Origin of the sequence: Bacillus sp. RC51, from assembly GCF_044908115.1 — a bacterium.
Taxonomy (GTDB): Bacteria; Bacillota; Bacilli; order Bacillales; family Bacillaceae_G; genus Bacillus_A; species Bacillus_A mycoides.
Window position 1 is genome coordinate 602,613 of record NZ_JBIYCW010000001.1, and the last position, 24,891, is coordinate 627,503.

Annotated in this window: 30 protein-coding genes; 23 read left to right on the forward strand and 7 right to left on the reverse strand. The window is 34.1% G+C overall.

Annotated features, from left to right (window positions below):
- Positions 1–166 precede the first annotated feature (166 nt).
- From ABH959_RS03085 to ABH959_RS03095, 3 genes are all read left to right on the forward strand, one after another.
- Positions 167–1,063 (forward strand): permease, encoded by an 897-nt coding sequence (locus ABH959_RS03085; protein ID WP_113938287.1) that lies wholly within the window; start codon positions 167–169, stop codon positions 1,061–1,063.
- Between the two features lie 3 nt (positions 1,064–1,066).
- Entirely contained in the window at positions 1,067–1,936 is an 870-nt protein-coding gene (locus ABH959_RS03090) for a TIGR03943 family putative permease subunit (protein ID WP_002012447.1), read from the forward strand.
- 119 nt (positions 1,937–2,055) lie between these two features.
- Positions 2,056–2,562 carry an acyl-CoA thioesterase gene (locus ABH959_RS03095; RefSeq protein ID WP_113938288.1) on the forward strand — a complete coding sequence of 169 codons (507 nt, stop codon included), beginning with the start codon at positions 2,056–2,058 and terminating at the stop codon, positions 2,560–2,562.
- 129 nt (positions 2,563–2,691) lie between these two features.
- On the opposite strand, the gene ABH959_RS03100 is transcribed toward ABH959_RS03095, so the two are convergent.
- Entirely contained in the window at positions 2,692–2,778 is an 87-nt protein-coding gene (locus tag ABH959_RS03100; protein WP_000505094.1) for a YjcZ family sporulation protein, read from the reverse strand.
- 159 nt (positions 2,779–2,937) lie between these two features.
- Between ABH959_RS03100 and cls the strand changes: the two genes are divergently transcribed.
- The 4 genes from cls (at position 2,938) to ABH959_RS03120 (ending at position 5,699) form a co-directional block, all read left to right on the forward strand.
- A complete protein-coding gene (cls, locus tag ABH959_RS03105) occupies positions 2,938–4,122 on the forward strand; it encodes a cardiolipin synthase (RefSeq protein ID WP_113938289.1) in 1,185 nt (394 codons plus the stop codon).
- A gap of 32 nt (positions 4,123–4,154) precedes the next feature.
- Positions 4,155–4,613: a spore coat protein gene (locus tag ABH959_RS03110; protein WP_113938290.1), complete on the forward strand. Its 459-nt coding sequence runs from the start codon at positions 4,155–4,157 to the stop codon at positions 4,611–4,613.
- Between the two features lie 187 nt (positions 4,614–4,800).
- Positions 4,801–4,980: a hypothetical protein gene (locus ABH959_RS03115; RefSeq protein WP_002065008.1), complete on the forward strand. Its 180-nt coding sequence runs from the start codon at positions 4,801–4,803 to the stop codon at positions 4,978–4,980.
- A gap of 98 nt (positions 4,981–5,078) precedes the next feature.
- The gene (locus ABH959_RS03120; RefSeq protein WP_113938291.1) at positions 5,079–5,699 is read left to right on the forward strand and encodes an NAD(P)-dependent oxidoreductase; all 621 of its coding nucleotides are present in this window, start codon (positions 5,079–5,081) and stop codon (positions 5,697–5,699) included.
- Positions 5,700–5,723: 24 nt separating this feature from the next.
- Here ABH959_RS03120 and ABH959_RS03125 read toward each other — a convergent pair whose 3' ends face one another.
- The 3 genes from ABH959_RS03125 to ABH959_RS03135 all read right to left on the reverse strand — a co-directional run bounded on the left by ABH959_RS03125 (position 5,724) and on the right by ABH959_RS03135 (position 8,612).
- Entirely contained in the window at positions 5,724–6,206 is a 483-nt protein-coding gene (locus ABH959_RS03125; protein WP_000217328.1) for a DUF456 domain-containing protein, read from the reverse strand.
- 1 nt (position 6,207) lies between these two features.
- Positions 6,208–7,515, reverse strand: a complete 1,308-nt coding sequence (locus ABH959_RS03130) for a hemolysin family protein (RefSeq protein WP_113938292.1) — start codon at positions 7,513–7,515, stop codon at positions 6,208–6,210.
- Positions 7,516–7,724: 209 nt separating this feature from the next.
- Complete coding sequence (locus ABH959_RS03135; protein WP_113938293.1) at positions 7,725–8,612, reverse strand: hypothetical protein; 888 nt, start codon at positions 8,610–8,612, stop codon at positions 7,725–7,727.
- 350 nt (positions 8,613–8,962) lie between these two features.
- Between ABH959_RS03135 and ABH959_RS03140 the strand changes: the two genes are divergently transcribed.
- The 6 genes from ABH959_RS03140 (at position 8,963) to ABH959_RS03165 (ending at position 13,750) form a co-directional block, all read left to right on the forward strand.
- Entirely contained in the window at positions 8,963–9,550 is a 588-nt protein-coding gene (locus ABH959_RS03140) for a TetR/AcrR family transcriptional regulator (protein ID WP_002012456.1), read from the forward strand.
- 8 nt (positions 9,551–9,558) lie between these two features.
- Positions 9,559–10,203: an HXXEE domain-containing protein gene (locus ABH959_RS03145; RefSeq protein WP_113938294.1), complete on the forward strand. Its 645-nt coding sequence runs from the start codon at positions 9,559–9,561 to the stop codon at positions 10,201–10,203.
- A gap of 174 nt (positions 10,204–10,377) precedes the next feature.
- Positions 10,378–11,025: a cyclic di-AMP binding protein CbpA gene (gene cbpA, locus ABH959_RS03150; protein ID WP_002012458.1), complete on the forward strand. Its 648-nt coding sequence runs from the start codon at positions 10,378–10,380 to the stop codon at positions 11,023–11,025.
- 443 nt (positions 11,026–11,468) lie between these two features.
- Positions 11,469–12,806 (forward strand): branched-chain amino acid transport system II carrier protein BrnQ4, encoded by a 1,338-nt coding sequence (brnQ4, locus tag ABH959_RS03155; RefSeq protein ID WP_395923305.1) that lies wholly within the window; start codon positions 11,469–11,471, stop codon positions 12,804–12,806.
- A 67-nt stretch (positions 12,807–12,873) separates the two neighbouring features.
- Positions 12,874–13,203, forward strand: a complete 330-nt coding sequence (gene csaA, locus ABH959_RS03160; protein WP_113938296.1) for a chaperone CsaA — start codon at positions 12,874–12,876, stop codon at positions 13,201–13,203.
- Positions 13,184–13,750 carry a DUF1572 domain-containing protein gene (locus tag ABH959_RS03165; RefSeq protein ID WP_113938297.1) on the forward strand — a complete coding sequence of 189 codons (567 nt, stop codon included), beginning with the start codon at positions 13,184–13,186 and terminating at the stop codon, positions 13,748–13,750. Before csaA ends, ABH959_RS03165 begins: the two co-directional genes overlap by 20 nt.
- Here the strand turns inward: ABH959_RS03165 and ABH959_RS03170 are convergent.
- Positions 13,723–14,028 (reverse strand): permease, encoded by a 306-nt coding sequence (locus tag ABH959_RS03170; protein WP_113938298.1) that lies wholly within the window; start codon positions 14,026–14,028, stop codon positions 13,723–13,725. The two genes, ABH959_RS03165 and ABH959_RS03170, sit on opposite strands and share 28 nt — an antisense overlap.
- Before the next feature lie 4 nt (positions 14,029–14,032).
- Positions 14,033–14,329 (reverse strand): hypothetical protein, encoded by a 297-nt coding sequence (locus tag ABH959_RS03175; RefSeq protein WP_002012463.1) that lies wholly within the window; start codon positions 14,327–14,329, stop codon positions 14,033–14,035.
- Positions 14,330–14,418: 89 nt separating this feature from the next.
- Between ABH959_RS03175 and spoIIP (ABH959_RS03180) the strand changes: the two genes are divergently transcribed.
- From spoIIP (ABH959_RS03180) to ABH959_RS03200, 5 genes are all read left to right on the forward strand, one after another.
- Positions 14,419–15,573 (forward strand): stage II sporulation protein SpoIIP, encoded by a 1,155-nt coding sequence (spoIIP, locus tag ABH959_RS03180; protein WP_404492269.1) that lies wholly within the window; start codon positions 14,419–14,421, stop codon positions 15,571–15,573.
- 290 nt (positions 15,574–15,863) lie between these two features.
- The gene (locus ABH959_RS03185; protein WP_113938300.1) at positions 15,864–16,361 is read left to right on the forward strand and encodes a GNAT family N-acetyltransferase; all 498 of its coding nucleotides are present in this window, start codon (positions 15,864–15,866) and stop codon (positions 16,359–16,361) included.
- An 11-nt stretch (positions 16,362–16,372) separates the two neighbouring features.
- A complete protein-coding gene (locus ABH959_RS03190; protein WP_404492270.1) occupies positions 16,373–17,113 on the forward strand; it encodes a M15 family metallopeptidase in 741 nt (246 codons plus the stop codon).
- A 23-nt stretch (positions 17,114–17,136) separates the two neighbouring features.
- Positions 17,137–17,583 carry an NUDIX hydrolase gene (locus tag ABH959_RS03195; protein ID WP_002127013.1) on the forward strand — a complete coding sequence of 149 codons (447 nt, stop codon included), beginning with the start codon at positions 17,137–17,139 and terminating at the stop codon, positions 17,581–17,583.
- Positions 17,584–17,770: 187 nt separating this feature from the next.
- Positions 17,771–19,246: an amidase family protein gene (locus tag ABH959_RS03200; protein WP_113938534.1), complete on the forward strand. Its 1,476-nt coding sequence runs from the start codon at positions 17,771–17,773 to the stop codon at positions 19,244–19,246.
- Between the two features lie 49 nt (positions 19,247–19,295).
- Here the strand turns inward: ABH959_RS03200 and ABH959_RS03205 are convergent, their stop codons facing one another.
- Positions 19,296–20,513 (reverse strand): MFS transporter, encoded by a 1,218-nt coding sequence (locus ABH959_RS03205; protein WP_002168568.1) that lies wholly within the window; start codon positions 20,511–20,513, stop codon positions 19,296–19,298.
- Between the two features lie 280 nt (positions 20,514–20,793).
- Here ABH959_RS03205 and ABH959_RS03210 point away from each other — a divergent pair, with 280 nt between their 5' ends.
- From ABH959_RS03210 to ABH959_RS03230, 5 genes are all read left to right on the forward strand, one after another.
- The gene (locus ABH959_RS03210; RefSeq protein WP_002012470.1) at positions 20,794–21,222 is read left to right on the forward strand and encodes an NfeD family protein; all 429 of its coding nucleotides are present in this window, start codon (positions 20,794–20,796) and stop codon (positions 21,220–21,222) included.
- Positions 21,223–21,224: 2 nt separating this feature from the next.
- Entirely contained in the window at positions 21,225–22,196 is a 972-nt protein-coding gene (locus ABH959_RS03215; protein ID WP_002012471.1) for an SPFH domain-containing protein, read from the forward strand.
- A 91-nt stretch (positions 22,197–22,287) separates the two neighbouring features.
- Positions 22,288–23,421 carry a stage II sporulation protein P gene (gene spoIIP / locus ABH959_RS03220; RefSeq protein ID WP_404492271.1) on the forward strand — a complete coding sequence of 378 codons (1,134 nt, stop codon included), beginning with the start codon at positions 22,288–22,290 and terminating at the stop codon, positions 23,419–23,421.
- 90 nt (positions 23,422–23,511) lie between these two features.
- Entirely contained in the window at positions 23,512–24,102 is a 591-nt protein-coding gene (locus tag ABH959_RS03225) for a histidine phosphatase family protein (protein WP_113938535.1), read from the forward strand.
- A 6-nt stretch (positions 24,103–24,108) separates the two neighbouring features.
- Positions 24,109–24,885 (forward strand): Cof-type HAD-IIB family hydrolase, encoded by a 777-nt coding sequence (locus ABH959_RS03230; protein WP_404492272.1) that lies wholly within the window; start codon positions 24,109–24,111, stop codon positions 24,883–24,885.
- The last annotated feature ends 6 nt before the right edge of the window (positions 24,886–24,891 follow it).

Sequence of the window (24,891 nt, forward strand, 5' to 3'; positions counted from 1 at the left end):
CTGTGCTAGCGCAGCTTTTTTTGCTATGAAATCTCAATTTTGGAACAGAATATAACTTGTGAAATGTAATGTGTATGAAGGTTATGAATTCCATATAACTCTTGTTCAAATAATGAAATGGGGTTAAAATTACATATTGTTAATGAAAAGTTGGAGGAAATACATCATGGAATTGTTTCAATTACCGAAAGCATTCCTGCAAATGAATACAATCTTTATCTCAATATTAATCGAAGCACTTCCTTTTGTGCTAATTGGTGTATTTATTTCAGGATTCATTCAAATGTTTGTGACAGAAGATATGGTGGCAAAATGGATGCCTAAAAACCGATTTCTGTCTGTTTTATTAGCTACTTTTTTAGGTATGATGTTTCCTGGATGTGAATGTGGAATTGTTCCGATTGTAAGACGATTAATCGGAAAAGGGGTTCCACCCTATGCAGGAATTGCATTTATGTTAACTGGACCGATTATTAATCCAGTTGTATTATTTGCAACATATGTTGCTTTTGGAAGTAGTATGCACATGGTATGGTATCGTTCTATTGTAGCGATTATCGTAGCAATTATCGTTGGAATTATATTATCATTTATGTTTAAAGAACATCAATTAAGAGATGATCACTTCCCAGAAGTGAATCATAAGCGTCCGTTACGTACAAAAATGTGGGATGTATGTACACATGCTGTTGAGGAATTTTTCTCAATGGGAAAATACTTAGTGTTAGGAGCGTTAATTGCTGCTGCAGTTCAAACGTTTGTACAAACTTCAACATTGCTTGCTATTGGACAAGGTCCGTTTTCTTCATCAGCTGTAATGATGGGACTTGCTTTCATTTTATCACTTTGTTCAGAGGCGGATGCATTTATTGCTTCTTCGTTCCAAAGTACATTTTCAACAGCGTCACTTGTCGCGTTCCTTGTATATGGACCGATGGTGGATATTAAAAATATGTTTATGATGCTTGCGACATTTAAAACAAAATTTGTAATTATTGTGACGGTTACAGTTACACTTGTTGTTTATGCAAGCTCACTACTCATTTATGTGATGGGGTGGTAGGTTATGTTTCGAGCATATATATTATTAGGTTTTACAATTTTAATTGGACAGCTTCATATTTCCGGTAATATTACGAAGTATATAAATATGAAGTACGCCTATTTATCAAAAACTGCAGCTATTATTTTAGGTTTCTTAACGATTGTACAAATTATTATCGTTTTCCAAAAAGAACATCAAAAAGAAAAAGAGAAACATGATTGTAGTTGTGATCATAGTCATTGCGGGCATGATCATTCGAAAGATGAGAATACATGGTGGAAAAAAGTGTTTTCTTACACGTTATTCTGTTTTCCAATCATTACAGGATTGTTTTTCCCAATTGCAACATTAGATTCCGATATTGTTAAGGCGAAGGGATTCCATTTTCCAGTAGCGCAAGCAGAAAGTAAAGATCCATTTATGACAAGGCAATTTCTAAGACCTGACACGAGCATTTATTACGGGAAAGAAGGATACCGTGGTGTAATGGAAAAAGGGAAGAAAGAGTTTGTTACGAAAGATAATATCACTTTAAAAGATGAAGATTTCTTAAAGGGTATGGAGACAATTTATAATTATCCTGGTGAATTTACTGGTAAAACCCTGTCTTATAAAGGATTTGTTTTCCGAGATGACTCTTCTAAAAAGGAACAATATTTCTTGTTCCGTTTCGGCATTATACATTGTGTTGCCGATTCGGGTGTATATGGTATGTTAGTTAAAAAGCCAGAAGGTGTAGAGTGGAAAAATGATGATTGGATTCAGATAGAGGGAGAAATTTCAACTGAATTTTATCAGCCGTTTCATGCGAATATTCCAGTGTTAGAAGTAACGAAATGGAATAAAGTTGAACAGCCGAAAGAACAATATGTATTTAGAGGAGCCGATTGATAAAATCGGTTCTTTTTTGTGGACTAAAAGTTCTAAAAATTGTTAATATTAAACGTGTAGTTCATGAGGTGTAGTGTATATTGGGATATTAGAGATAAATAATTAAAGGGGTGATAACAATGACTGAAGTAAAGGGTAAAACAGCTAATGAATCAAGAGTGTTTAAAACGAGTCGAGTATTTCCAACGGATTTAAATGATCATAACACGCTATTTGGTGGAAAGATATTGGCGGAGATGGATATGGTTGCTTCAATTTCAGCAACGAGACACTCGAGAATGGAATGTGTCACAGCGTCTATGGATTGGGTAGATTTCTTACATCCAGTACGTTCTTCAGATTGTGTTAGTTATGAATCTTTCGTAATTTGGACGGGAAGAACTTCTATGGAGATATTTGTGAAAGTAGTAGCAGAAGATTTAATTTCAGGTAAAAAACGTGTAGCAGCAACTTCATTCGTTACTTTTGTTGCGCTTAGTAAGGAGAATAATCCAGTTCCTGTACCGCGTGTTATCCCTGAGACAGAAGAGGAGAAAGAATTGCATCGAATTGCTGTATCACGTGCAGAACAGCGCCATATTCGTAAGGCAGAGAGTAAGAAGGTAGCTACACTGCTAACTTTTTGATGTGAAATACTTTCCTAGTGGTACTATTTTGTAATAGGTTAGGAGATTTTTGAAATGAAAAGCGGACACCTAAAAATAGGTGTCCGCTTTTATAGTTTTTTCATCCCCATATCGTACTACAATAACTGCTTAGCAGAAGCAAGCAGCACCGACGATAATTAAGAGGATAAATAATACGACTAGTAGCGCAAATCCATTACCATGTGCGAAGCCCATTGTTATTTCCTCCTTTTATTTTAAGATACAACATACAATATGCAGATGAGCTCCTGTTTGATATGGACGTATATCATGCAATGACATATTTTTTGTATGATAATGTTTTAAAAAAGGAAAGATATAGGAATAACAGTAGTTAGAGAAAGGAACGTATCCATGAAGCACTTTTTAATTGTAATAATTTGTTTTATAGGTGTATTCATATGGATGAACGTTGATGTGGAAATGGGGAAGAAAATGGCTAGTGGATATGAATTAGAAAAAATCCGATCAGGGGATTTTCAAGTATATACGAACGGTGATGAGTTATATAGAAGCTTATTTGAGGATATAAATCGTGCAGAAAAGAATGTATATATTCATTTTTATATTGTAGGTAAAGATGAGGTAAGTAAAGAATTCTTACAGTTATTAGAGAAAAAAGCATCTAGCGGAGTAGATGTGAAATTGTCAGTAGACCGCATTGGCGGATATAAGCTTAAGAAAAAGATAATTAATCAATTAAAAGAAAAAGGCGTGAAGTTTACATTTAGTAAAAAACCTAAATTAAAAAACTTATTTTATTCTTTGCATCAACGTAATCATAGACGCATTGTTACTATAGATGGGAAAGTTTCGTACATTGGTGGCTTCAATATCGGAAAGGAATATCTTGGACAGGATCCTAAATTTGGTCCGTGGCGTGATTATCATGTACGCATCGAAGGGAATGGAGCTACTGATATGGAACGGAAGTTTGCGGAAGATTGGCAAGAAGATACGGGAGAAAAGTTTCCTATACATCAAGAGTTACCTGTACAAGGAAATGTAAAATATCAATACGTATTTTCGAATGGAAAAGGTTTATGGAAGGAGTATGGAGCGTTTTTAAAGAAGGCAAAACATTCTTTAATTATCGCTACACCATATTTTGTACCGAGTAAAGAAATGGTGAAGGGGCTGAAAGATGCATTAAATCGTGGTGTCCATGTAAAAATCCTCGTCCCATTTAAAAGTGATGCAGTATTGCTAAAACAGGCTGCCTATCCTTATCTGAAAGACATGTTAGATGCTGGAGCGGAGATTTATCAATATCGAAATGGATTTTTTCATGGAAAGGTAACAATCATCGATGAGGAAATGGTTGATATTGGTACAGCAAATTTTGATAATAGAAGTTTTTACTTAAATAGCGAATCTAACTGTTTCATATATGATAAGACAGTCGTTGCTGACGTCTGGAGTCGATTAAAAGAAGACTTTCATAAATCAAAACGATTTTCTGAAGAAGATTTTGAGAAAATTAGTAGATGGGATTGGTTTCTAGCAAGAATATCAAATGTTATCGCATCATATTTATAGTATAGAGATGAAATAGGCAGGGAGGCGCTTTAATGGATTGTATGAAAGAATTGATGACATATAGTTACACACTTATATATAAAGTTGGAGAATACACGAGCAAGGTTCGAGATGAAGAATTAAAAGATATTTTGCAGCATCATTTGCCGTATATGTTACAAGCATATAATGAACAAGTGAATTTTCAAGAAGGAGAAAATATACAACATATAACTTGTAAACAAATGTGGCCGGAATTTACTGAAATGGATAGGGAAACAGATAATGAGTATACAGGGGATACTGGGATTGCTATTTGTTATATTACACATTTGAAACGATTAGCATTAAAGTTTGCTCAAGTGGCAGTAGAAGTTGCGAACCCGGAGTTTCGTTCTTTTCTGGAAAATTGTTTTGTGAAAATGAATCGTTATGCTTATAGTGTTTGGCAATATGTTGTGAAGAAGGAATATAAGATTAAACATGTATATGAAAGTGAAAAATTCGCGTGAAAAGCTAAGGTGGAATGAAAGGCGCCTTAGTTTTTTTATGTCTAATTAGAATGGGAGGATTAAGGATTGGCTGTGTTATCCGAAAATTTACAAAAGTTTACTGTATCTTTACTATTTTTAAATCTTCCCTTTAAAAAAAAAGAGTAATATGGGATTGTACATATTCTATCAAAGGGAGGAAACGCAAATGAACAAATGGGTTAAGTCATTAACTGCTATGGCACTTGCAAGTTCTTTATTAATGGTAGGTTGTAGTAAAGATGGGGATAAAAAGAAAGAGGATGACACAACTTCGCAGCAAGATGAAAAGAAAGATAAAGAAACAAGCGGAACAGACAAGTCTTCTGATTCGAAAGAAAAGAAATAAATAATAGAGCTTCCTCACATAAACGAGGAAGCTTTTTTGTTGTATATTTGTATGTATTAGGGAAAAATAGAGAGAAAGAATTGAAGAGGGGATAATATATGAAAGTATGCATATTAGGAGCGACAGGTAGAGTAGGATCACAAATTATGAAATTGGCATTACAAGATTCATATGAAGTAACGGTATTAGTTCGTGATTTGAGTAAAGTGGAAATAGAGCATGAAAGGTTGCAAGTTATTAAGGGAAATGTATTAAGCGGAGATGATATAAAGGAAGCGATTAAAGGATGTGATATTGTAATTAGTGCTCTTGGAACTGATCGGAATGGGACGTTAGAGAAGAGTGTACCGATTATTATAAAGCAAATGGAAGAAGAGGGCATAAAGAAAATTGTTACAATAGGAACTGCTGGTATTTTACAAGCACGAACAAACCCAAGTATATATCGTTTCCAATCAAAAGAATCGAAAAGAAAAATGACAACAGCTGCGGAAGATCATTTAGCTACTTATGAAGCGCTGAATAATAGTAAACTATGTTGGACTGTTGTTTGTCCGACGCATTTAATAGATGGTGATGTAACCGGTGTATATCGAACTGAACAAGATATGTTGCCAACAGATGGATCGAAAATCACAGTTGGTGATACAGCTCATTTTACATGGAGTTTACGTAATAAAAGCTTATACGAGAAAAGTCGAGTAGGTATTTCATATTAAAAAACCATCCCAAAATAGGGATGGCTAAAAAATGATATAGCATACAAAGATGATAATCATAATGATTTGGAGAATTGCTTTCGCTACTGTACTACTTAAAAAACCGACTACAGTTGCAATTCCGACTAAAAGGGCGTCTTTTGGCGCCTTTTTATGCATCAGTTCCGTAATAAATACAGATAAGAACGGTATGATAATAAGCCCGAATGGTGGGAAGAAGAACGATCCAACAATGATAGAAACCATACCAACACGTTCGCCCGATTTTGTACTACCGTATTTTTTTAGGAAGTATCCATTTGCAATAAAGTCAGCAACGAAAATGAAGAGTGTAAAAATGACTTGAATAATCCAAAAAGATGTCGTTAACTCTCCACCATTTATTCCAAAATGATAAATGAAATAGCCAGCCCATACGGCAAGGATGCCAGGGATAATGGGGTATATAAAGGCAAGAAATGAAACAATGAAACAAGCAATGATACAAATTGTTAGTAAAACAGTCACTTTATAACTCCTTTGTAGTATCTAATTTATGTACAGCAATCTTTTTAATTTGATGCCCATCAAGTTCTAATGCTTTAAATTGAAAACCATCATATTCAACTGAATAGCCAGCTTCAATATTTAAATCAATTGCTTGAGAGAGAAGCCAACCACCAATTGTATCTAAGTCACTTTCATCGATATGTAGGCCAAACATATCATTTACTTCAGAAATGAGTACTTTCCCATCTAAAACAGTAAGCTTAGGAGTACGCTTTTCAATCATCGGTGATTCGTCTGCGTCAAATTCATCTTGAATTTCACCGATAATTTCTTCAAGAATATCCTCCATCGTTAAAAGGCCAGCAGTTCCACCGTATTCATCCATAACAATCGCCATTTGTACGCGGTTCTTTTGGAGGTGTATTAACGTTTTACGAATGGGAACTGTTTCAAATACAGTTAAAACAGGATGTATGTAGGCATCAAGTGGTTTGTAAATGCCTTTTGTTTGATTATGAAAAATCTCTTTCGTATTTATCATTCCGATAATATCATCTTTATCCTTTTCAATAATAGGATAACGTGTATACTTTTCAGTTGCAACGATTTTCATATTTTCTTCTAACGTATTTTCAGTAGATAAACAAACCATTTCAGTTCTAGGTACCATAATTTCTTTAGCAACACGATCATCAAATTCAAAAATATTATTTACATATTTATATTCGGTTTGATTAATTTCGCCGCTTTTATAGCTTTCACCTAAAATGAGTCGTAGTTCTTCTTCGGAATGGGCAAGTTCATTTTCTTTCGCAGGCTCTAAACCGAGTAATTTTGTGAAAAATATAGCTGCACTATTGAGAAGCCAAATGAACGGATACATAATTTTATCAAATAATATGAGCGGTTTTGCAAATTTTAATGTGATTGCTTCAGCTTTTTGGATTGCGAAAGACTTAGGAACTAACTCGCCTAATACAACATGGAAAAAAGTAATCACACTAAAAGCAATAATAAAGGATAACGTGTTAGCCATTGTTCCAGTAATATTGATTTTTTCAAATAGTGGTCGCAGTAAATGTTCCACAGTTGGTTCACCAAGCCAACCAAGTCCTAAAGAGGTGATAGTAATGCCAAGCTGACAAGCGGATAAATAAACGTCTAAGTTAGATAAAACGCTTCTTGCAGCTAATGCTTGTTTATTACCTTCATTAGCAAGCTGGTCAATTCGACTTTTTCGTACTTTTACGACAGCGAATTCTGAAGCAACGAAAAAACCAGAAATAAGGATAAGTATAAAGATGAGAAAAATATTTAATATGTCCAAGTGTGTTCTTTATTCCTAATTTGGAATAAAGATGTCACCTCCTGTAATTATGTTATACTTTTATAATAAATCCAAATGAAAAGATTAGTCAAAGAAAATGGGTAAATAATGGTAGGTTTCTATAGTAGTTTTTTAATTTGCTGTTATTTTGTCCTCTATATAATAGGAATAACCGTCTACTTTTAATTTAAGTAGATGGTTATTCTATGTTATGGTTTCGAAATACTTCTAGTTAAAGTATACGTGTTTTGTTTAGAGTGGTTTGTTGTCCATAAAGCTTGGAGAAACGATAAGATGCTATATGGAATATAAAGTAGTAATAAACCAATTGTGACAACTATAGGTGCATTTCTACCAAATTGGACGATAAATTGTAATAGTCCGTTTGTATGAAAAATACATTCCATAAAAACGAATGAAAGAATAATGGAACTCAAAATAGATTTATGATTGGAAGTAAGCGCAATAAATAACGTATCAACAAGGAAAGATGAATTTTTTATTTCGTATTCATTAGTAGTATTTAAGAACGGTAGCCATTTTTTAATTGCTTGCATAACGATTATCATAGAAGTGCTACATACGATGATAAAAGAAGAGAAGAAAGGAAACTTTATGAATTTAGATATGTAGAGAAGTGATAATAGGACTGAACATTGTAATATCACAGTGCCAAAAGAATACGGTATCCAGCGAAATAAAGAACTACACTTTTTTAATGAGTTTGGTGCTTTTAAAAATAGATGGCCAATTCCTAGACTTATAAAGAAACCGATTACAAGAGTGAATGTGAAACGAACGATTGATAAAAAATATATTTCCCATATGTAGGGGAACAGTGGTGACGAATGGTTAGAGGTATGTAGTATATTTTGTGTATGTACAAGCTGACTTGCTGAGAAAAGGATAGGCTCATGCATCCAATCAATTGTTGGAATTGAAATGGAAGAAGGCTGTGCTAAATTATGAAAAATGCTTACAAATCCAGTTAAGTAGGAGTAATTATGTGTAATGAATAATGCTGGAAGGGGACTTATGACAAAAATAATCAAAACACCGGCTATAAATTTACATATATGTGAGCGCAATAAGGACATACAATCACCTACTCTTAGAATATTCAGAAAATTCTTATTCTTATTTTAGCTTTTTTCAGAGGAAGTTACAATATATTTTTCTTTACGTATTGGTATATGGATAGTTTTAAATTATTTTTAGAAATTTATTTTATGTGTGGGATATAAAGCAGGAGAGGGTATATAACAGCATCCATACAAAAAACGTGAACAGTTTAGCATTTTCACGTTTTTTGTATGGGATGAATGAAAAGAAATGTAGGTAAATGTCGAAAGGATTAAATTGATTTTTCAAATTGGAAAGTGATACCATAAAGTTAAACAGTGTTTAAATCATTGTTTAATCGATAAATTCTAGAGGGGGAGATAAGTTGGGAGGAAATGAAAACATATCAACGAAAGAAAAGATTTTAAATACAACCTTGGAGTTAATTAAAAACGAAGGTTTTGAAAGGGTAACGATAAGGAAAATTGCATCATTGTCAGATGTAAATATTGCGCTTGTAAATTACCATTTTGGTTCAAAAGAAAAGTTGATTAGTGAGGCGATTAAAGTTTTGTTAATTAGCTTCCAAGGCACTTTTTCTATTTTAGATGATATTACAGTACCAGCGAAAGAAAGATTAAAAATATTTTTATTTGATTATGTACTAGTAATCCGGCAATATCCTGAGTTAGTCAGGAAGATTATTGCAATGGGAACTACGGTATTTACATCTCAATACGAATATGGAGATTTTTTGAAGAGGCTAGGTTTTAGTAAAGTGAAGAATATTTTGAGCGAAATAACAAATGAAGCGGATCAGGAAATTTTAATGATGATGACAGTGCAAATATTTGGATCCATTTTTCTTCCAGCATTAATGATGCCAATTCTTGAATCAGGGGCAGATATAAGAGTACTGCCTATAGAAAAACAGATTGATTTCCTATTTGAACGCTATTTTTATAAAAATTGAGATAGTGGGTGATAGCGATGGTTAGTTTCTTTAGAAAGCATTGGTATGATATAGGGTTAGTTGTGGCTATTGTTGTCGTTGTTTGTTTAGTCGCGAATTTGGGAGAAATAAGTGAAATAAAAGTACTGTTAGCGTTAAGTTTTGTAGCCATTTTAGTGCATCAATTTGAAGAGTATCGTTGGCCAGGTTATTTCGCTGGTCTGTTCAATGTAGTTATATTTAAAAGTGATATACCAGATCGCTATCCATTAAATACGCAATCTGCTATGGTAATAAATATTTTGATTGCGTATGTTTTTTATTTACTTCCGGTTTTCTTTCAAAATATAATATGGCTTGGGATGGCACCTATTTTAATGGGGTTTTTTCAATTCATATGGCATGGTATTTTTGCGAATATAAAAGCTAAAACAATATACAATCCGGGATTAGGTGCGGTTGTATTACTACATGTTCCGATTGGTTATGCATATATGAGATATGTTCTTTTACACAATCTAGCTACAAATTTGGATTGGATATTAGGGCTGATCTATTTTCTAGTAGCAACCTATTTTTTAATTATAAAAGGAAATATGTTAATGAAAAGTAAGGAGACAAATCATTGTTTTTCTAAAAAGCAATTAGGTCCGTACAATGATGCAGTAAAGTGATCCAGAACTCAGAAGGGATTTTTGATGCTGAAGAGAGTACAAGTGAATGATTCATGAATAAATTATGACGGAAAAATGAATAATTTTCAGAAAAATAAAATAATATATTTATTTTTTTCTGAAAATATAATATAGTTATGGCACAGAAAGTATTTTAACATAAGGAGGCTGTTTATGAGGATTAAAGGAAATTATGTGCCGAAAAGGGAAGTGTTATTTTGCTCAAGTTCAATTACGATAGGGGAAGCACTGGAGCATTTAAATAAAACTGGGTATCGTTGTGTACCAGTTTTAGATGAAAAAAAAGAGAAATACTTAGGGAATATATATAAAGTAGATATTTTAGAATATAAAGGTTCACTTGAAGAGAGTGTAGTACAAATATTAAATGATAAAGAAGGATATGTGAGAGAAGATTCTTCGTTCTTTAAAGTATTTTTTACAATAAAAAAATTACCTTATTTATCAGTAGTTGATGAAAAAGGAGTTTTCCTGGGGATTTTAACGCATAAAAAAGTTTTTGAGTTATTAGAAGATGCATGGGGAGTCCATTCTAGTAAATATTCTGTCATGATTGGAACACAAGATTATAATGGGGCCATTCAAAAATTATCGACAGTGCTAAAGAAATACACTGGTATTCAAAGCTTAATGACTTTTGATAATGATGCTTTATTAGTACGTAGAATAATGTTTACATTGGGAGAAGAGTTTGAAGATAGTGAATTAGAAACATTGCTAAAGGATTTAGAAGATCATGGATTTAGAGTTGTGTATGTTGAAGAGATGAATAATCCACGTGAAGTTGAAACGATAGACTAACAAGTAAAAGCCATCTTATTTTTTGATGGCTTTTACTCTCTTTTGTATAAAAATATTCAAATATAATAAAATAAAAAAATCGTAAATTTCTAAAAAAATTTGTGTAATAAAATAAATAAAGGAGGTATGTGTGGATAATTTTGATTTTCAAAAAATTCTATTTAAAAATATGTTTTTATTTTTCAGCCAAATATGTTACTATATGTGTGATAAAAACAAAGAGGTCTGACAACTAAACTCCACGTTATAACACTCTGATGACTTGAATATTCAAAAAAATCAAAAATTAATAATTAGAGTAAGAATAAGGGGAATGGAGAAATTATGGAGAAAGACATTGCTTTGTAAGGGGCATATTTTATCATCTTGAGCAGAGAGGAGGATGCATAGCATATTGTGAAAAGAGAGATAAACAATGAAAAAGTGCTATGCAAATGAAAAGCATGAAGGGACGTTTAAGGCCAGGTGATACGGTAGCGATTGGTTTAATGTTATTTGCACTATTTTTAGGGGCAGGAAATTTAATTTTCCCGCCAGTTTTAGGTCAACAAGCAGGAGAAAATGTTTGGATTGCTACAATTGGATTCCTTGTAACGGGAGTCGGATTACCCCTATTAGCTGTAACAGCTGTCGCGTTTGTAGAGGGGGACTTGAAAGCGCTATCTTCTAGAGTTCACCCTATATTTGCGTTTATTTTCCCATTGATTAGTTATTTAGCGATTGGACCATTTTTCGCGATTCCGCGTACTGGAGCTGTTTCATTTGAAATGGGTATGAAGCCATTTCTATCAGAGACAATGGTTTCTGAGTGGTACATGCTATTTCTTTTCACTATAGTTTTCTTCGGAATAACGTGGTATTTATCATTAAATCCATCTAAATTAGTGGATTGGTTCGGGAAATTTCTTACACCATTGTTAGTATTGATTGTTGCTGTTATTGTCGGAAAGGCAATTATTGATCCGATTGGAGAACCAGCTGCGCCGCTAGCGGCATACAAAGAAAATGCTTTCTTTGGTGGATTTATTCAAGGATATTTAACGATGGATGCAATTAGCGCACTCGTATTTGGAATTGTCGTTGTACAAGTTATCCGCTCTAAAGGAATAAAAGAGAGTAGTCAAGTTGCAAAAATAACAATTGTATCTGGTATTATTGCTGTACTTGGTTTAACGTTAATCTATTTATCACTTGCTTATCTTGGTTCAACAAGTACATCACTTGGGATCTCAGAGAATGGTGGACTTATTTTAACGAATGTTGTAAATGAGTTATATGGAACAAGTGGTAAAATTTTATTAGGACTTGTTATTATACTCGCTTGTTTAACAACTTCTGTTGGATTAACATCTGCTTGTGCGGGCTTCTTTACAAACGTATTCCCAAAACTTTCGCATAAAACGATTGTAACAATGGTATGTGTGTTTAGTTTAATTGTATCTAACTTAGGTTTAACACAATTAATCGCAGTCACTTTACCAGTGTTAATGATTATTTATCCAGTTGCAATTGTATTAATCGTACTTTCATATTTCCATAAATGGATTGGAAAGCGAAATACAATTTATATTGGTGCAATATTAGGTGCATTGTCAATTAGTTTATTTAATGGCTTAGAAAGTGCGAATATTAAAATTGACGCAATTTCTAATGTTCTACAAATGTTACCATTATATAAAGAAGGAATAGGATGGTTAATCCCATCATGTATTGGCGGGATTCTCGGGTTCTTCTTCTATAAATCAAATGAATTAAGTGAATTACAAAAGAAAGGTGCTTAGGCGCCTTTCTTTTTTTAAAAGGGGATTTTTGTATTTTGTCTAAGTAATAATTGGGAGGAATGATAAAATGGCTAGTTTTGAAGATTTTTTGACTTTGGATTTACGAATTGGAACTGTAACACATGCAGAGGAATTTAAAGAAGCGAGAGTGCCAGCGATTAAACTAGAAATTGATTTTGGGGAGCTTGGGGTCAAGCAGTCAAGTGCTCAAATTACGAAGAGATATAATCCAGAAGACTTAATCGGTCAGCAAATTGTTGCTGTTGTAAATTTTCCGCCAAAGCGTGTAGCTGGATTTAAATCGGAAGTGCTTGTATTAGGTGGAGTTCCTGAAGCTGGTGATGTTGTGTTGCTTCAGCCTAATATGGAATTGCCAAATGGAACGAAAATTAGTTAGTGTGAAGGTAGGGGTAAACATGGATATCGGACGAGAATATTTACAATGTGCCATTTCGAATTTCAAGGCAACACAAAAACAAGGAGAACGTGTACTTTCTCAATTATCTTATGAACAAATAATGTGGTCTTCTCATAAAGAGACGAATAGTATTGCGATTATCATTAAGCATTTACATGGTAATATGCGTTCAAGATGGACGGATTTTTTAACGTCTGATGGTGAAAAAGCAGATCGTAATCGAGATGTTGAATTTGAGGGAGGCTACAATTCAAAACAAGAAGCTCTTACTGTGTGGCAAGAAGGATGGGATTATGTTTTTGAAGCTTTGGATAATTTAACGCCAGAGAATGTTCTGCAGAAAGTATACATTCGCGGAGAAGAGCACACTGTCATGCAAGCAATCGAAAGGCAAATTTCTCATTATGCTTTACATATTGGACAAATCATTTACATTGGTAAAATGTTAAAAGAAAATGAATGGGAGTGTTTAAGCATCCCTAGAGGTAAATCTACTAGTTATTTACAGAAAAAACGTTCAACGTAATAATAGGAAAGAAACCGATATAAGATAGGAAGTAAAAAAATAAGCCAAACGATAGATGGCTCCGTGAACATTAAAATGCTGCCAGCAATAAGCCCATGTATAATAAGAAAGAAACCAAAGAGTGTATTTATAGGAATAAAACGTGAGACAAATAATTGCTGATTTTTGAAACAAGTGTTGTGAAATAAATAAAAGCGGAAATGCCATGTAGAGGTAATAAGATCTTTCCTTCTCGTTATTCTTTTTTTACATTTATGACAGATGAACGGTGGTTGCATTTCATTACGCTCCATTTTTTATATTTGTAATAATGTAAGACAAAAGTAAGTATAAAGTGTATGTTCCTATATACGCTCCTGCAATAAGGAAAAATGGATTCAGTAAAATTCCATGAATGCTTGTCATGAAAACTAAATTTTGTATTAAAACATCATATATATTAATAGAAATAATTGTCCCGAGTACATACAGTGCTAAGTATGCGGAAATATGTAGCACAATACGAATTTTAGGATGTAAAGCAAACAAATAAAAAATAAATGATAAGACGATTGGTAATGTTCCTATTAGTAGCTTCAATTCATTTCACCTCATTAACAATATAGCCGGAATTTAAGCGGTCTATTCTCTAGAGCTTGTACATAACTTGAAATAGAGAGGGTGATAGTATGAATCGAGGCTTTTTTTACGTGAAATTAACAAGTGTACGCAAGTTAATTATATTTATTATTACTACGGTATTAGCGACTTTCTTTCTTATTAGTGTAATGGTAACTTCCATGAAAGAGACAAAGTCAACGTATTTATATAATTGGTTAAATGAGTTATCAATGAATGGTTACATGTACGTTATTGGGAAGGAGAATCATTATTTTACACAGGAGTACCGGAATTTGAATCAAGACTTTTCTGTTTCTTCATTCCTCTTTTCGATGGCTACGAATATTCGTTTTGATGATGTACGTAGTTTTGTTGGGAAAGAACTTCCGGGATTTGGGAAATATGATACAGAAATCGTTATAGCAGGTGAAGGAACAAATTACTCCAACTTACCGATAGAATCGAGTGTTCCTCTTGAAGAAGTAGTGAAGGAACGGACTGGAGAAGCTGGACAAGTTCCTAAGCCTGATCCGAATAAAGAGAAGAAACAACCATCTCAAACGACGGGAAAAAGACAAGTTGCATTCATTTATCATACACATAGTTGGGAATCTTATTTGCCGTTACTGAACTTAACGAATGACCCAGATCCGAATAAAGCAACGAGTTCTGTAACGAATATTTCAATAGTTGGAGATCGTTTTCGGGAACAACTGGAAAGTGAAGGTATAGGTGCTACTAACGATAAGACTGATGTCGGCCAAAAGTTAATAAGTAAAGGATTAAACAGTAATAGTTCTTATAAACTGTCACGAGAAATTGTACAAGAAGCGATGGCCGGTAATAAAGAACTCCAATATTTTTTCGATTTGCACCGTGATAGTGCACGGAAAAATGTCACGACAAAAACAATTGGAGATAAATCATATGCAAAGCTTGCTTTTGTAATTGGGAAAGGAAATAAAAATTATGAAAAGAACTTACAATTAGCAACAGCTCTTCATGAGGAAATTAATAAGAAATATCCAGGAGTGAGCCGTGGTGTTATTCAAAAAGGCTTCCAAACAGGAAATGGAGTCTATAATCAAGACTTATCAGGACAGGCGATTTTAATTGAAGTTGGTGGCGTAGATAATACAGATGAAGAATTGAATCGATCGATTGATGCTCTTGCTAAGGCATTTGGAGAATATTTTTGGCAAGCTGAAAAAGTGAATGGATAAAGTGGGAATTTAATTAGCCGGAGTGTTCATCCAACTGATTATTAGCCCTCATCAATCAGGATACTCGTTAATATGGGGAAAACGTAAGCAAGAAGCTTACGTTTTTTTTTGTTTGTTCATAATCTATAGGTAGAAATAAACGTCACATTATAGACAAAATTCCCTATTATTATATTGATATCGAAATTTGTCTATTTATAGTAAGAAATTTAAAAAGGAATTTTCAGAATAGTGGAGAAAATCTTTTTACAAGGAAAATTTTTAACTAACAGAATGGGTAGGGGATCAAGGTGATACGAGAGGTTAGAGTAGAAGATGCAGCATCATTTTTACAATTAAGTAAGCAGTTAGACGAAGAAACGAAATTTATGTTATACGAACCAGGGGAAAGAAAAACGACAGTAGAGCAACAAGAAAAGATGGTCCACCGTTTTATAGAAAATGAATATGCAACAATATTTGTAGCAGTTAAAGATGATAGAGTAGTTGGATTTATTTTAGCCAATGGTAATGATGTTCAAAGAAAGAGACATGTGGCAGGCATTGTAATTGGTATTTTGCAAGAGTATAGTGGCCGAGGTATTGGAACGAGTCTGTTTAAAGAAGTAGAGAAGTGGGCAAGATTACATGATGTATGGCGTTTAGAATTAACGGTAATGGCCCACAATACAAGAGCTCAGGCACTATATAGCAAAATTGGATTTGAACAAGAAGGTGTCAAAAAATCTGCTCTTATCATCGATGGAAAAGGTATCGATGAGTATGAAATGGCCAAATTATTAAAATAAGAGGTCGTTATATGAAAAAAAAATGGGCACTACTTGGTATCGTAGCAATGATACTGATCATTGGAGTAGCAGGAATAAATTATAAGATGTACAAGGAGCAAGAGGCGAAGGAAGTAAATGTAAACAATATATTTCCGAAAGCTAAAGAAACGATTGCTAATATGGATGGGGATATCGCAGTCATTAGTAATCCAAGTTCGATGCTTGTACTTGTGAATAAAAATAGGCGTTTACCAGATGGGTATAGACCGCCAGATTTAGTTGTTCCGAAAGTACGTTACTCTAGTGAAGGTGATCAAGAGAAGAAAAAGATGAGGAAAGAGGCAGCGGCGGCACTTGAGGAAATGTTTCAGCAAGCCAATAAGGAGCGGATTTTCCTTTTTGCAGTCTCTGGATTTAGATCTTTTGATCGACAAAAAGCATTAAATACGATGTATAAAAGACAAGATGGAGAAGCAAAGACAGCGATGTCTAGTGCAGTCCCTGGTACGAGTGAACATCAAACAGGACTAGCTATGGATATTACATCTCAATCTGCTAAATTTCAGCTAGAAACTGTTTTTGGGGAGACGAAAGAAGGAAAGTGGCTTTCTGAAAATGCCCATAAATTTGGTTTTGTTATTAGATATACGAAAGAGAAAGAAGGGATTACCGGTTATCGTTATGAACCGTGGCATGTACGGTATGTTGGAAATCCGCAAGCTACATATTTATATGAAAACCAACTGACGATTGAAGAAGTAACGCAGTAATGAATTGAGGGGAGTGGGCTAAGATGACGATGTTATATAAGAAAAAGGTACATGCATATATTACGAGAGAAAAAGAAGGGGTTATGCAACTACTCGTTTTTAAACATCGTGATATACGAGAGGCTGGTATCCAAGTGCCAGGCGGGACAGTAGATGAAGGCGAAACGTTAGAGGCAGCAATTTTACGGGAAGTACAAGAAGAGTCAGGACTACGCCATTTTTGTATCGAGCGCTTCCTTTCTGATTACATTATTTATATGAAAGAAAAAAAGGAATATCAAAAACGTCATTTTTTCCATATTTCATTATTAACAGATGTGAAAGATACGTGGGAACATATAGTGAGTGCTGGTGAGGAAGACAAAGGTTTAGTATTTTGTTATGAGTGGGTTGATATTAACAAATGCCCTGAATTAGCAGGTAAACAAGGCGAGTTTTTACATTTGTTAGAAGAGGTATATGTAAAATAATAAAAAGGGTCTGAGGCGATATTGTATTCGTTTCAGACTCTTTTTATTTCTCTGGAAATTAAAGGTTTTTAAACTGGTGAGTTGAATTCCTGTATAGGGATAGTAGTTGTTAATACGAGGAGCGGAGAAAATGAAAAAGTAATAGACATACGTCATATATATAAGGGCTTATAAAAGGAGAATGAAAATGGAAATTCAGTTCAATACCCTACTGCAAAAAGAATTAACAATTCATGATATTCAAAAGGAAATGGAAGCTGGGAAGTTAACTTCAAAAGAACTAGTCATGTATTATCTTCATAGAATCGCAAAGTATGACCAAGATGGACCGAAAATCAATTCTATTTTAGAAATCAATCCAGATGCTATCTTTATTGCAGAAGCGTTAGATTATGAAAGAAAGACAAAAGGTGTAAGAGGTCCATTACATGGTATACCTGTTTTACTTAAGGATAATATTGAAACGAATGACTCGATGCATACAAGTGCTGGTACGATTGCCCTAGAACAAAATATAAGTAGTGAAGATGCATTTCTCGTTACAAAACTTCGAGAAGCAGGATCAATTATAATAGGTAAAACAAATATGACAGAACTAGCAAATGCAATGTCTTTTGAAATGTGGGCTGGATATAGCGCTAGAGGTGGTCAAACAATTAATCCTTACGGTACAGGAAAGGATGATATGTTCGTTGGTGGCTCAAGTACAGGGTCTGCTATAGCAGTTGCCGCTAACTTTACTGTATTATCCGTTGGAACAGAGACAGATGCTTCTATTTTGAGCCCAGCTGTTCAAAACTCGGTTGTAGGTATTAAGCCGACTGTTGGGTTAATTAGTCGTAGTGGAATTATTCCTTTCACTTATTCACAAGATACAGCTGGGCCATTTGCTAGAACAGTAACAGATGCTGCTATTTTACTAGGGAGTCTAACTGGGGTGGATGAGAAGGATGTAGCCACTCATAAAAGTGAAGGCATGGCATATCAAGATTATACATCTTATCTTGATGCTAACGGTTTAAAGGGGGCGAAGATTGGTGTATTTAGCAATGCGCCAAAAGATTATTATGAATCTGGAGAATACGATGAAAAATTGTTTAAGGAAACGATTCAAGTTTTACGTAGTAAGGGAGCGAAAATAGTAGAAGATATTGATATTCCATCTTTTCATAGAGAATGGAGCTGGGGAGTTCCGCTTTATGAACTGAAGCATAGCTTAGATAACTATCTTTCTAAATTACCTTCTACTATTCTAGTACATTCTATTTCGGAGTTAATGGAGTTTAATAAAAACATAGCAGAAAGAGCTTTGAAATATGGACAAACTAAGTTAGAAAGAAAAAAAGATTTTCCTAATACGTTAAGAAATCCTGAATATTTAAAGGCAAGATTAGAAGATATATACTTTTCGCAGAAACAAGGTATTGATTTTGCATTGGAAAAATATAATCTTGATGCGATACTGTTCCCTTCTTATATAGGATCTACTATATGTGCGAAAGCAGGTTATCCGTCTATAGCAATGCCTGCGGGATATATGGATAATGGGAGGCCTTTTGGAATTACTCTTGCAAGTGCTGCTTTTAGTGAAGGGGCATTAATTAAACTAGCATATGCTTTTGAACAAGCGACAAAACATAGGAAGATTCCCAACTTGTCATGAATAGAATAAACAAAAAGGACAGGAATTCCTGTCCCTTTTGTTTTATTGATTAAAGTGAAATATCTTTCTGCTCCGTCTTCTGATATTTTAATAAGTTAAAGGATAAACAAGCAGAACATAAAATAAGAAAAGCGGCGATAATATAAATAGTACGAACGCCGAACATATCAGTAATAATTCCAACGCTAAGCATAGAAAGACCAGAAGCTGTCGAGAGAAGTGCACCATGAGCTGTATACATCTTCGATAATAAAGAAGGAGTGACGCTTGATTGTAAAACCGTCGTTTGAGAAATATCTCTAATTTGATAACATGGTCCCATTAGAACACAAAGAAATAGAGCAATAAATCCGCTACTTGTCATACCATATAAAAATGTAAGAATACTAAACATAAGAGAGCCTATCGCCATGGAGCGTATTAAATTTTTTTGAATATATGTACTCATTTTCCACGCTAATATCCCGCCAATTAATGTGCCGACGTAATAACTTGTGTTAATATATCCCCACCAATCTTCGCCTTTATGAAGAACAGTCGTTACATATGCCATCGTAATAGCACCGATCCATATCGTCCCTGCGAAAGTTTCAATTAAGTCCATAATTGTAACGATGCGCAGAGACGGGTGTTGAAATAACAGTTTCCATCCTTCTAATAATGCAGTAGTTTTCGAAGAAGTGGGTTCTGCTACTCGTTCAGCTTGTATAGATTGTAATGAAAGGTGTAATGTAATACATCCGAAAATCATCAATATGTTATTAATCATGAGTGTCGAAGTAACGCCAATGAGAAGAACAATTATGCTTGTAAATGAGTATGCAGCAGCTTGTATAATTTGTGTTGAAAAGGAAAAGACACTATTTACTTTTACTAATTTTTCTTGTGGTGTTAAGCGCGGGATAACTGCGTATAGTAGAGGAGCGCTCCAGCCACTACATAATGAAATGAAAATAACAAAAGTTAAAAGAGCAGAAATGTTTGTTGATAGTATAGGAAATAATATCATTAACAATATTAAAAGAGCTGTTTTAATCCATTGTAGAGTATATAGCAATGAATAAGATGGAAACCGATTCATTATAAGTGGTGCAGAGGTGTTCGCGATAAGATTTGTGATAACTTGTAATAATGGAAAAAGAGCAGTAATTGTAGCTGATCTAGTTGTGATATAGATGTGAGTTGTAATAATCATTATGTATACAATGTCAGCGAGAGTAATGCATATTTTGGAGCCCAAATAGTAAGTTAGTGAACGTTTAGGCAATAAGAATACCACCTTTCAAATCAATACTGCTTTTAATTTTAATTTTAATCATTATAATCTGTAAGTTATATTTTTGAAAGAATTAAATTTTTTGTCATTTTTTGAAAGGGATTTTCGTGTATAATGAAGAATATATTAATATAGCATTTTATTAATGCTTGTTGTAACAGCGAATACATATAATAGCTTGTAGCAAACGCCCCCTCTATGAGAAAGGGCGGATAAACCATTCTTTTCTTCATATACATATAGAAAATGAGAAAGAAAGTGAGGGTTGCATATGGCTGGATGGGTGATTTGGTTTATAATAGCGGGTATTTTATTTATTGCAGAAATGTTGTCGATTACGTTTTACATGCTTTGGCTTGGAATTGGAGCTGTTGTCGGAGGTCTTATTGCTTTGTTTGCTCCTGATGCACTATTTTTACAAGTTGTTGTTGGGGCGATTGTAAGTTTAACATTGACTTTCTTTACGAAAAGAATTTCTAAAAACTTTCGAGAAGCAAAAGGTTTTACTGATACAGTAGATAAACTTGTTGGTAAAAAGGGAATTGTTATGCAAACGATTACAAGTGAAGTGAACGGTATTGTGAAAGTGGATGGAGATACTTGGACAGCTATTTCGGATACTCCTATTGATGCTGGAGAAAAAGTCGTTGTTATACAGAGGCATAGTACTATTTTACAAGTGAAAAAGGAGAGTGAATAAATATGGCAGTAGCATTAACGTTAACGATTATTTTCGCATTGATTGTCGTTGTATTTATTGCATTGACAATTAAAATTATTTCTCAGCAAAAAGTTGGGGTCGTTGAAAGGTTTGGTAAATTTCAACGGATTATGCACCCTGGATTAAATATTCTAATCCCAATTGTAGACCGCGTTCGTGTATATCACGATTTACGTATTCAACAAACGAATGTACCACCACAAAAGGTAATAACGAAAGATAATGTACAAGTAGAAATTGATACAATTATTTTCTATCAAATTGTTGAACCAGAGCTTGCGACATATGGTATTTCAAACTATGAATATGGTGTTCGTAATATTACATCTGCAACAATGCGTCAAATTATTGGTAAAATGGAGCTTGATGAAACATTATCAGGTCGTGAAAAAATTTCAACAGAAATTCGTTTAGCACTTGATGAAGCGACAGAAAAATGGGGCGTTCGTATTGAGCGTGTCGAAATAGTCGATATTAATCCACCAAAAGATGTGCAAGTATCAATGGAAAAACAAATGAAAGCAGAACGTAATAAACGTGCGATCATTTTAGAAGCTGAAGCAGCGAAACAAGATAAAGTCCTTCGTGCTGAAGGGGAAAAACAAAGTAAAATTTTAATGGCTGAAGGGGATAAAGAAGCGCGTATTCGTGAAGCGGAAGGTATACGAGAAGCGAAAGAATTAGAAGCGCAAGGGGAAGCGAGAGCGATTGAGGAAATTGCAAAAGCAGAACAAAACCGAATTGAATTACTTCGCGCAGCAGATTTAGATGAGCGCGTACTTGCTTATAAATCATTTGAATCATTGATTGAGGTTGCAAAAGGCCCAGCAAATAAAGTATTTATTCCATCTAATGCAATTGAAACACTTGGTACTCTTGGGGCAATTGGGGAAATCTTTAAAGAGAAACAAACGAAGAAATTACCTTCGTCAGATACAGAAAAAGAACAATAAGAGTGAGGAAGAGAAATGGGATGCCATTTCTCTTTTTTTTGCGTATATTACGAAAGGCTTGTACATATCCATGTATAAAGAAGGTGATACAGTGAAAAAGTATGCAACCCGTATACATGGGAAGAAACTAATCTCGTTACTCTTTCTATATGCACTAGTCATAATTATTAGTGCGTCGATTTTGACGTCGCTTTTACATACAATGAAATCGAATTACGCGAATCAATGGTTTGGAAAAGTATCGATGCAAGGTTTTGTTCAAATGATAGAAAGTGAGAATCGCTATTACGGATTTGATTATTTTAAGCAGAATAAAAGGGAGTCATTTGGAAATTTAATGTTCTCGATGGCGACGGATTTGAAAATTAAAGATTTAAGAACGTTTGTCGGTAAAGAAGTGCCTGGTATGTCAAAGTATTACTCTAACATTATCGTAGCTGGGGAAGGAACAAACTTTACGAATATCCCAAATGAATCTAGTGTACCGATTGAAGAAGTAACGAAAGAGCGAGAAGTAGCAAAAGATAAAGTTACAGAAGCTGAAAAGAATAATCCGGTTCAGAAAAAGAACGGAGCGAAAAAAGGTGAAAGTGCAGTATATATTTATCATACACATAGCTGGGAATCTTTCTTTCCGTTATTACCAGGGGCTACCGATCCATCAAGTCCAGATGTAAATGTGTCCTTACTAGGGAAACGTATGAAAGAACAACTTGAAGGACAAGGAATTCCGGTAGTTCATGATAAAACGAATATGGGGGATTTATTAGCGAGTAAAAAATGGAAATGGCCGCAATCATATAAAGCGTCTCATGAATATGTAAAAGAAACATTAGCACAAAATAATAAAATTGCGTTTCCGATTGATATACACCGTGATGATCAGCGGAAGAAGGTAACAACAAAAGTAATTAACGGGAAATCGTATGCAAGATTATATTTTATAATTGGGATGGAAAATGAAGGGCGTGCTGAAAATGAAAAAATTGCAAGAGCAATCAATAGTTATTTAGATGAAAACTATTACGGATTAAGTAGAGGGATTTTTCCGAAGTATAAAAAAGATGGAAATGGTGTTTATAATCAAGATTTATCTAAAAACGCAATGTTAATTGAAGTTGGTGGTGTTGATAATACATTGGATGAATTATATAACACGATTGATGTATTAACAGAAGCGTTGAGTAAGTATTATTGGAACGATGCAGAGAAAGTAAATGGGTGAGGAACGGGAGACCGTTCTTTTTTGTTATGGAAAGGTAAGAATGTGATATAATGGAAACTTGTGAATATTAAATGAGGGAGCAGGGGAAATATGCAAATAATATTAATACGCCACGGTGAATCAGAAGCTGATATTTTAAATGTACATGAAGGGCGAGCTGACTTTGAATTAACAGAAAAGGGAAGACAGCAAGTGCAAAGGCTTGTACAGAAAGTGAAAGCAGATTTCCCGCCAGATTTCATTTGGGCAAGCACATTAAAACGTGCTCGCGAAACTGGTGAAACATTAGCAGAAGGAATTGGGTGCCCAATTCAACTAGAAGAGGAATTAATGGAGTTCAATAATGGAGTGCAAGCAGGTTTATCATTTGAAGAGGCGAAAAAATATCCAGAGCCAAAGTTTCTTCATGATCGTTTTGAAAACGGGGAATCATTTATTGAATTTAGAATGAGAATAGAAGGAATCTTTTCTAAAATCGTGACAGAGAATACATATGACCGAATTGCAATTGTTGCACATGGTGGTGTAATGAATAGTATCTTACGTGCATTTTTCAAAATGCCAATCTCAATGGACTATTACTTTAAAATAGGAGATACGGGAATAAGCTTAATTGAAATTGATGGTGAACAAAAAACGGTACATTTCATTAATGATACGAATCATTTGGACGGGATGTAAAGACCTATGTGCAAAGTAGTGTTTTTTGATGTTGATGGTACTCTTTTAAGTGAGATTGACAGAAGTATGCACGAAAGTACAAAAGAAGCGATACAAAGATTAATAGATAAAGGAATACAAGTAGTTGTTACAACAGGGAGACCATATAGCTTATGCTCACAATTTGAGGAACTAGGCATAAATACGTTTATTTCTGCAAATGGTGCACATATAAAATGTGCTGATGAAGTTATACATAAATCGGTACTTTCAAGAGGAATTGTTCATGATATTTCAAATTTCGCTGAATTACATGGTCACAGTGTTTCTTATTTTACAGAGGAATTTGTAATGAATGGTATTGCCTCAAAAGACGAACGTGTAATACGAGCATTAAATGAAACGTTAAATTTAGAGCGGTATCCTGACAAAGTTAGAAACTTATCAGAAGAGATTTATTGTGTATGTCTGTATGCTGATGAAACAGAAGCTCAAAAATTCTTTGAAAGATATCCAGCACTTACGTTTGAACGTTTTCATGGTTACGTTATGAATGTGTTGGAAGATAGTAAAGTATCGAAGCTAACTGCAATTCAAAAGGTATTGGAACATCTGAAAATTTGTAAATCAGAAGCAATTGCTTTTGGTGACGGTGGAAATGATATTGAGATGTTACAGTATGTAGGACTAGGAATTGCGATGGAGAATGGTGGAGAAGAGTTAAAAACAAGAGCTGATTTCGTTACAAAGAAGGCGAGTGAAGGTGGTATTTTATTTGCCTTAAAAAAGTTTAATGTCGTCTAACATACC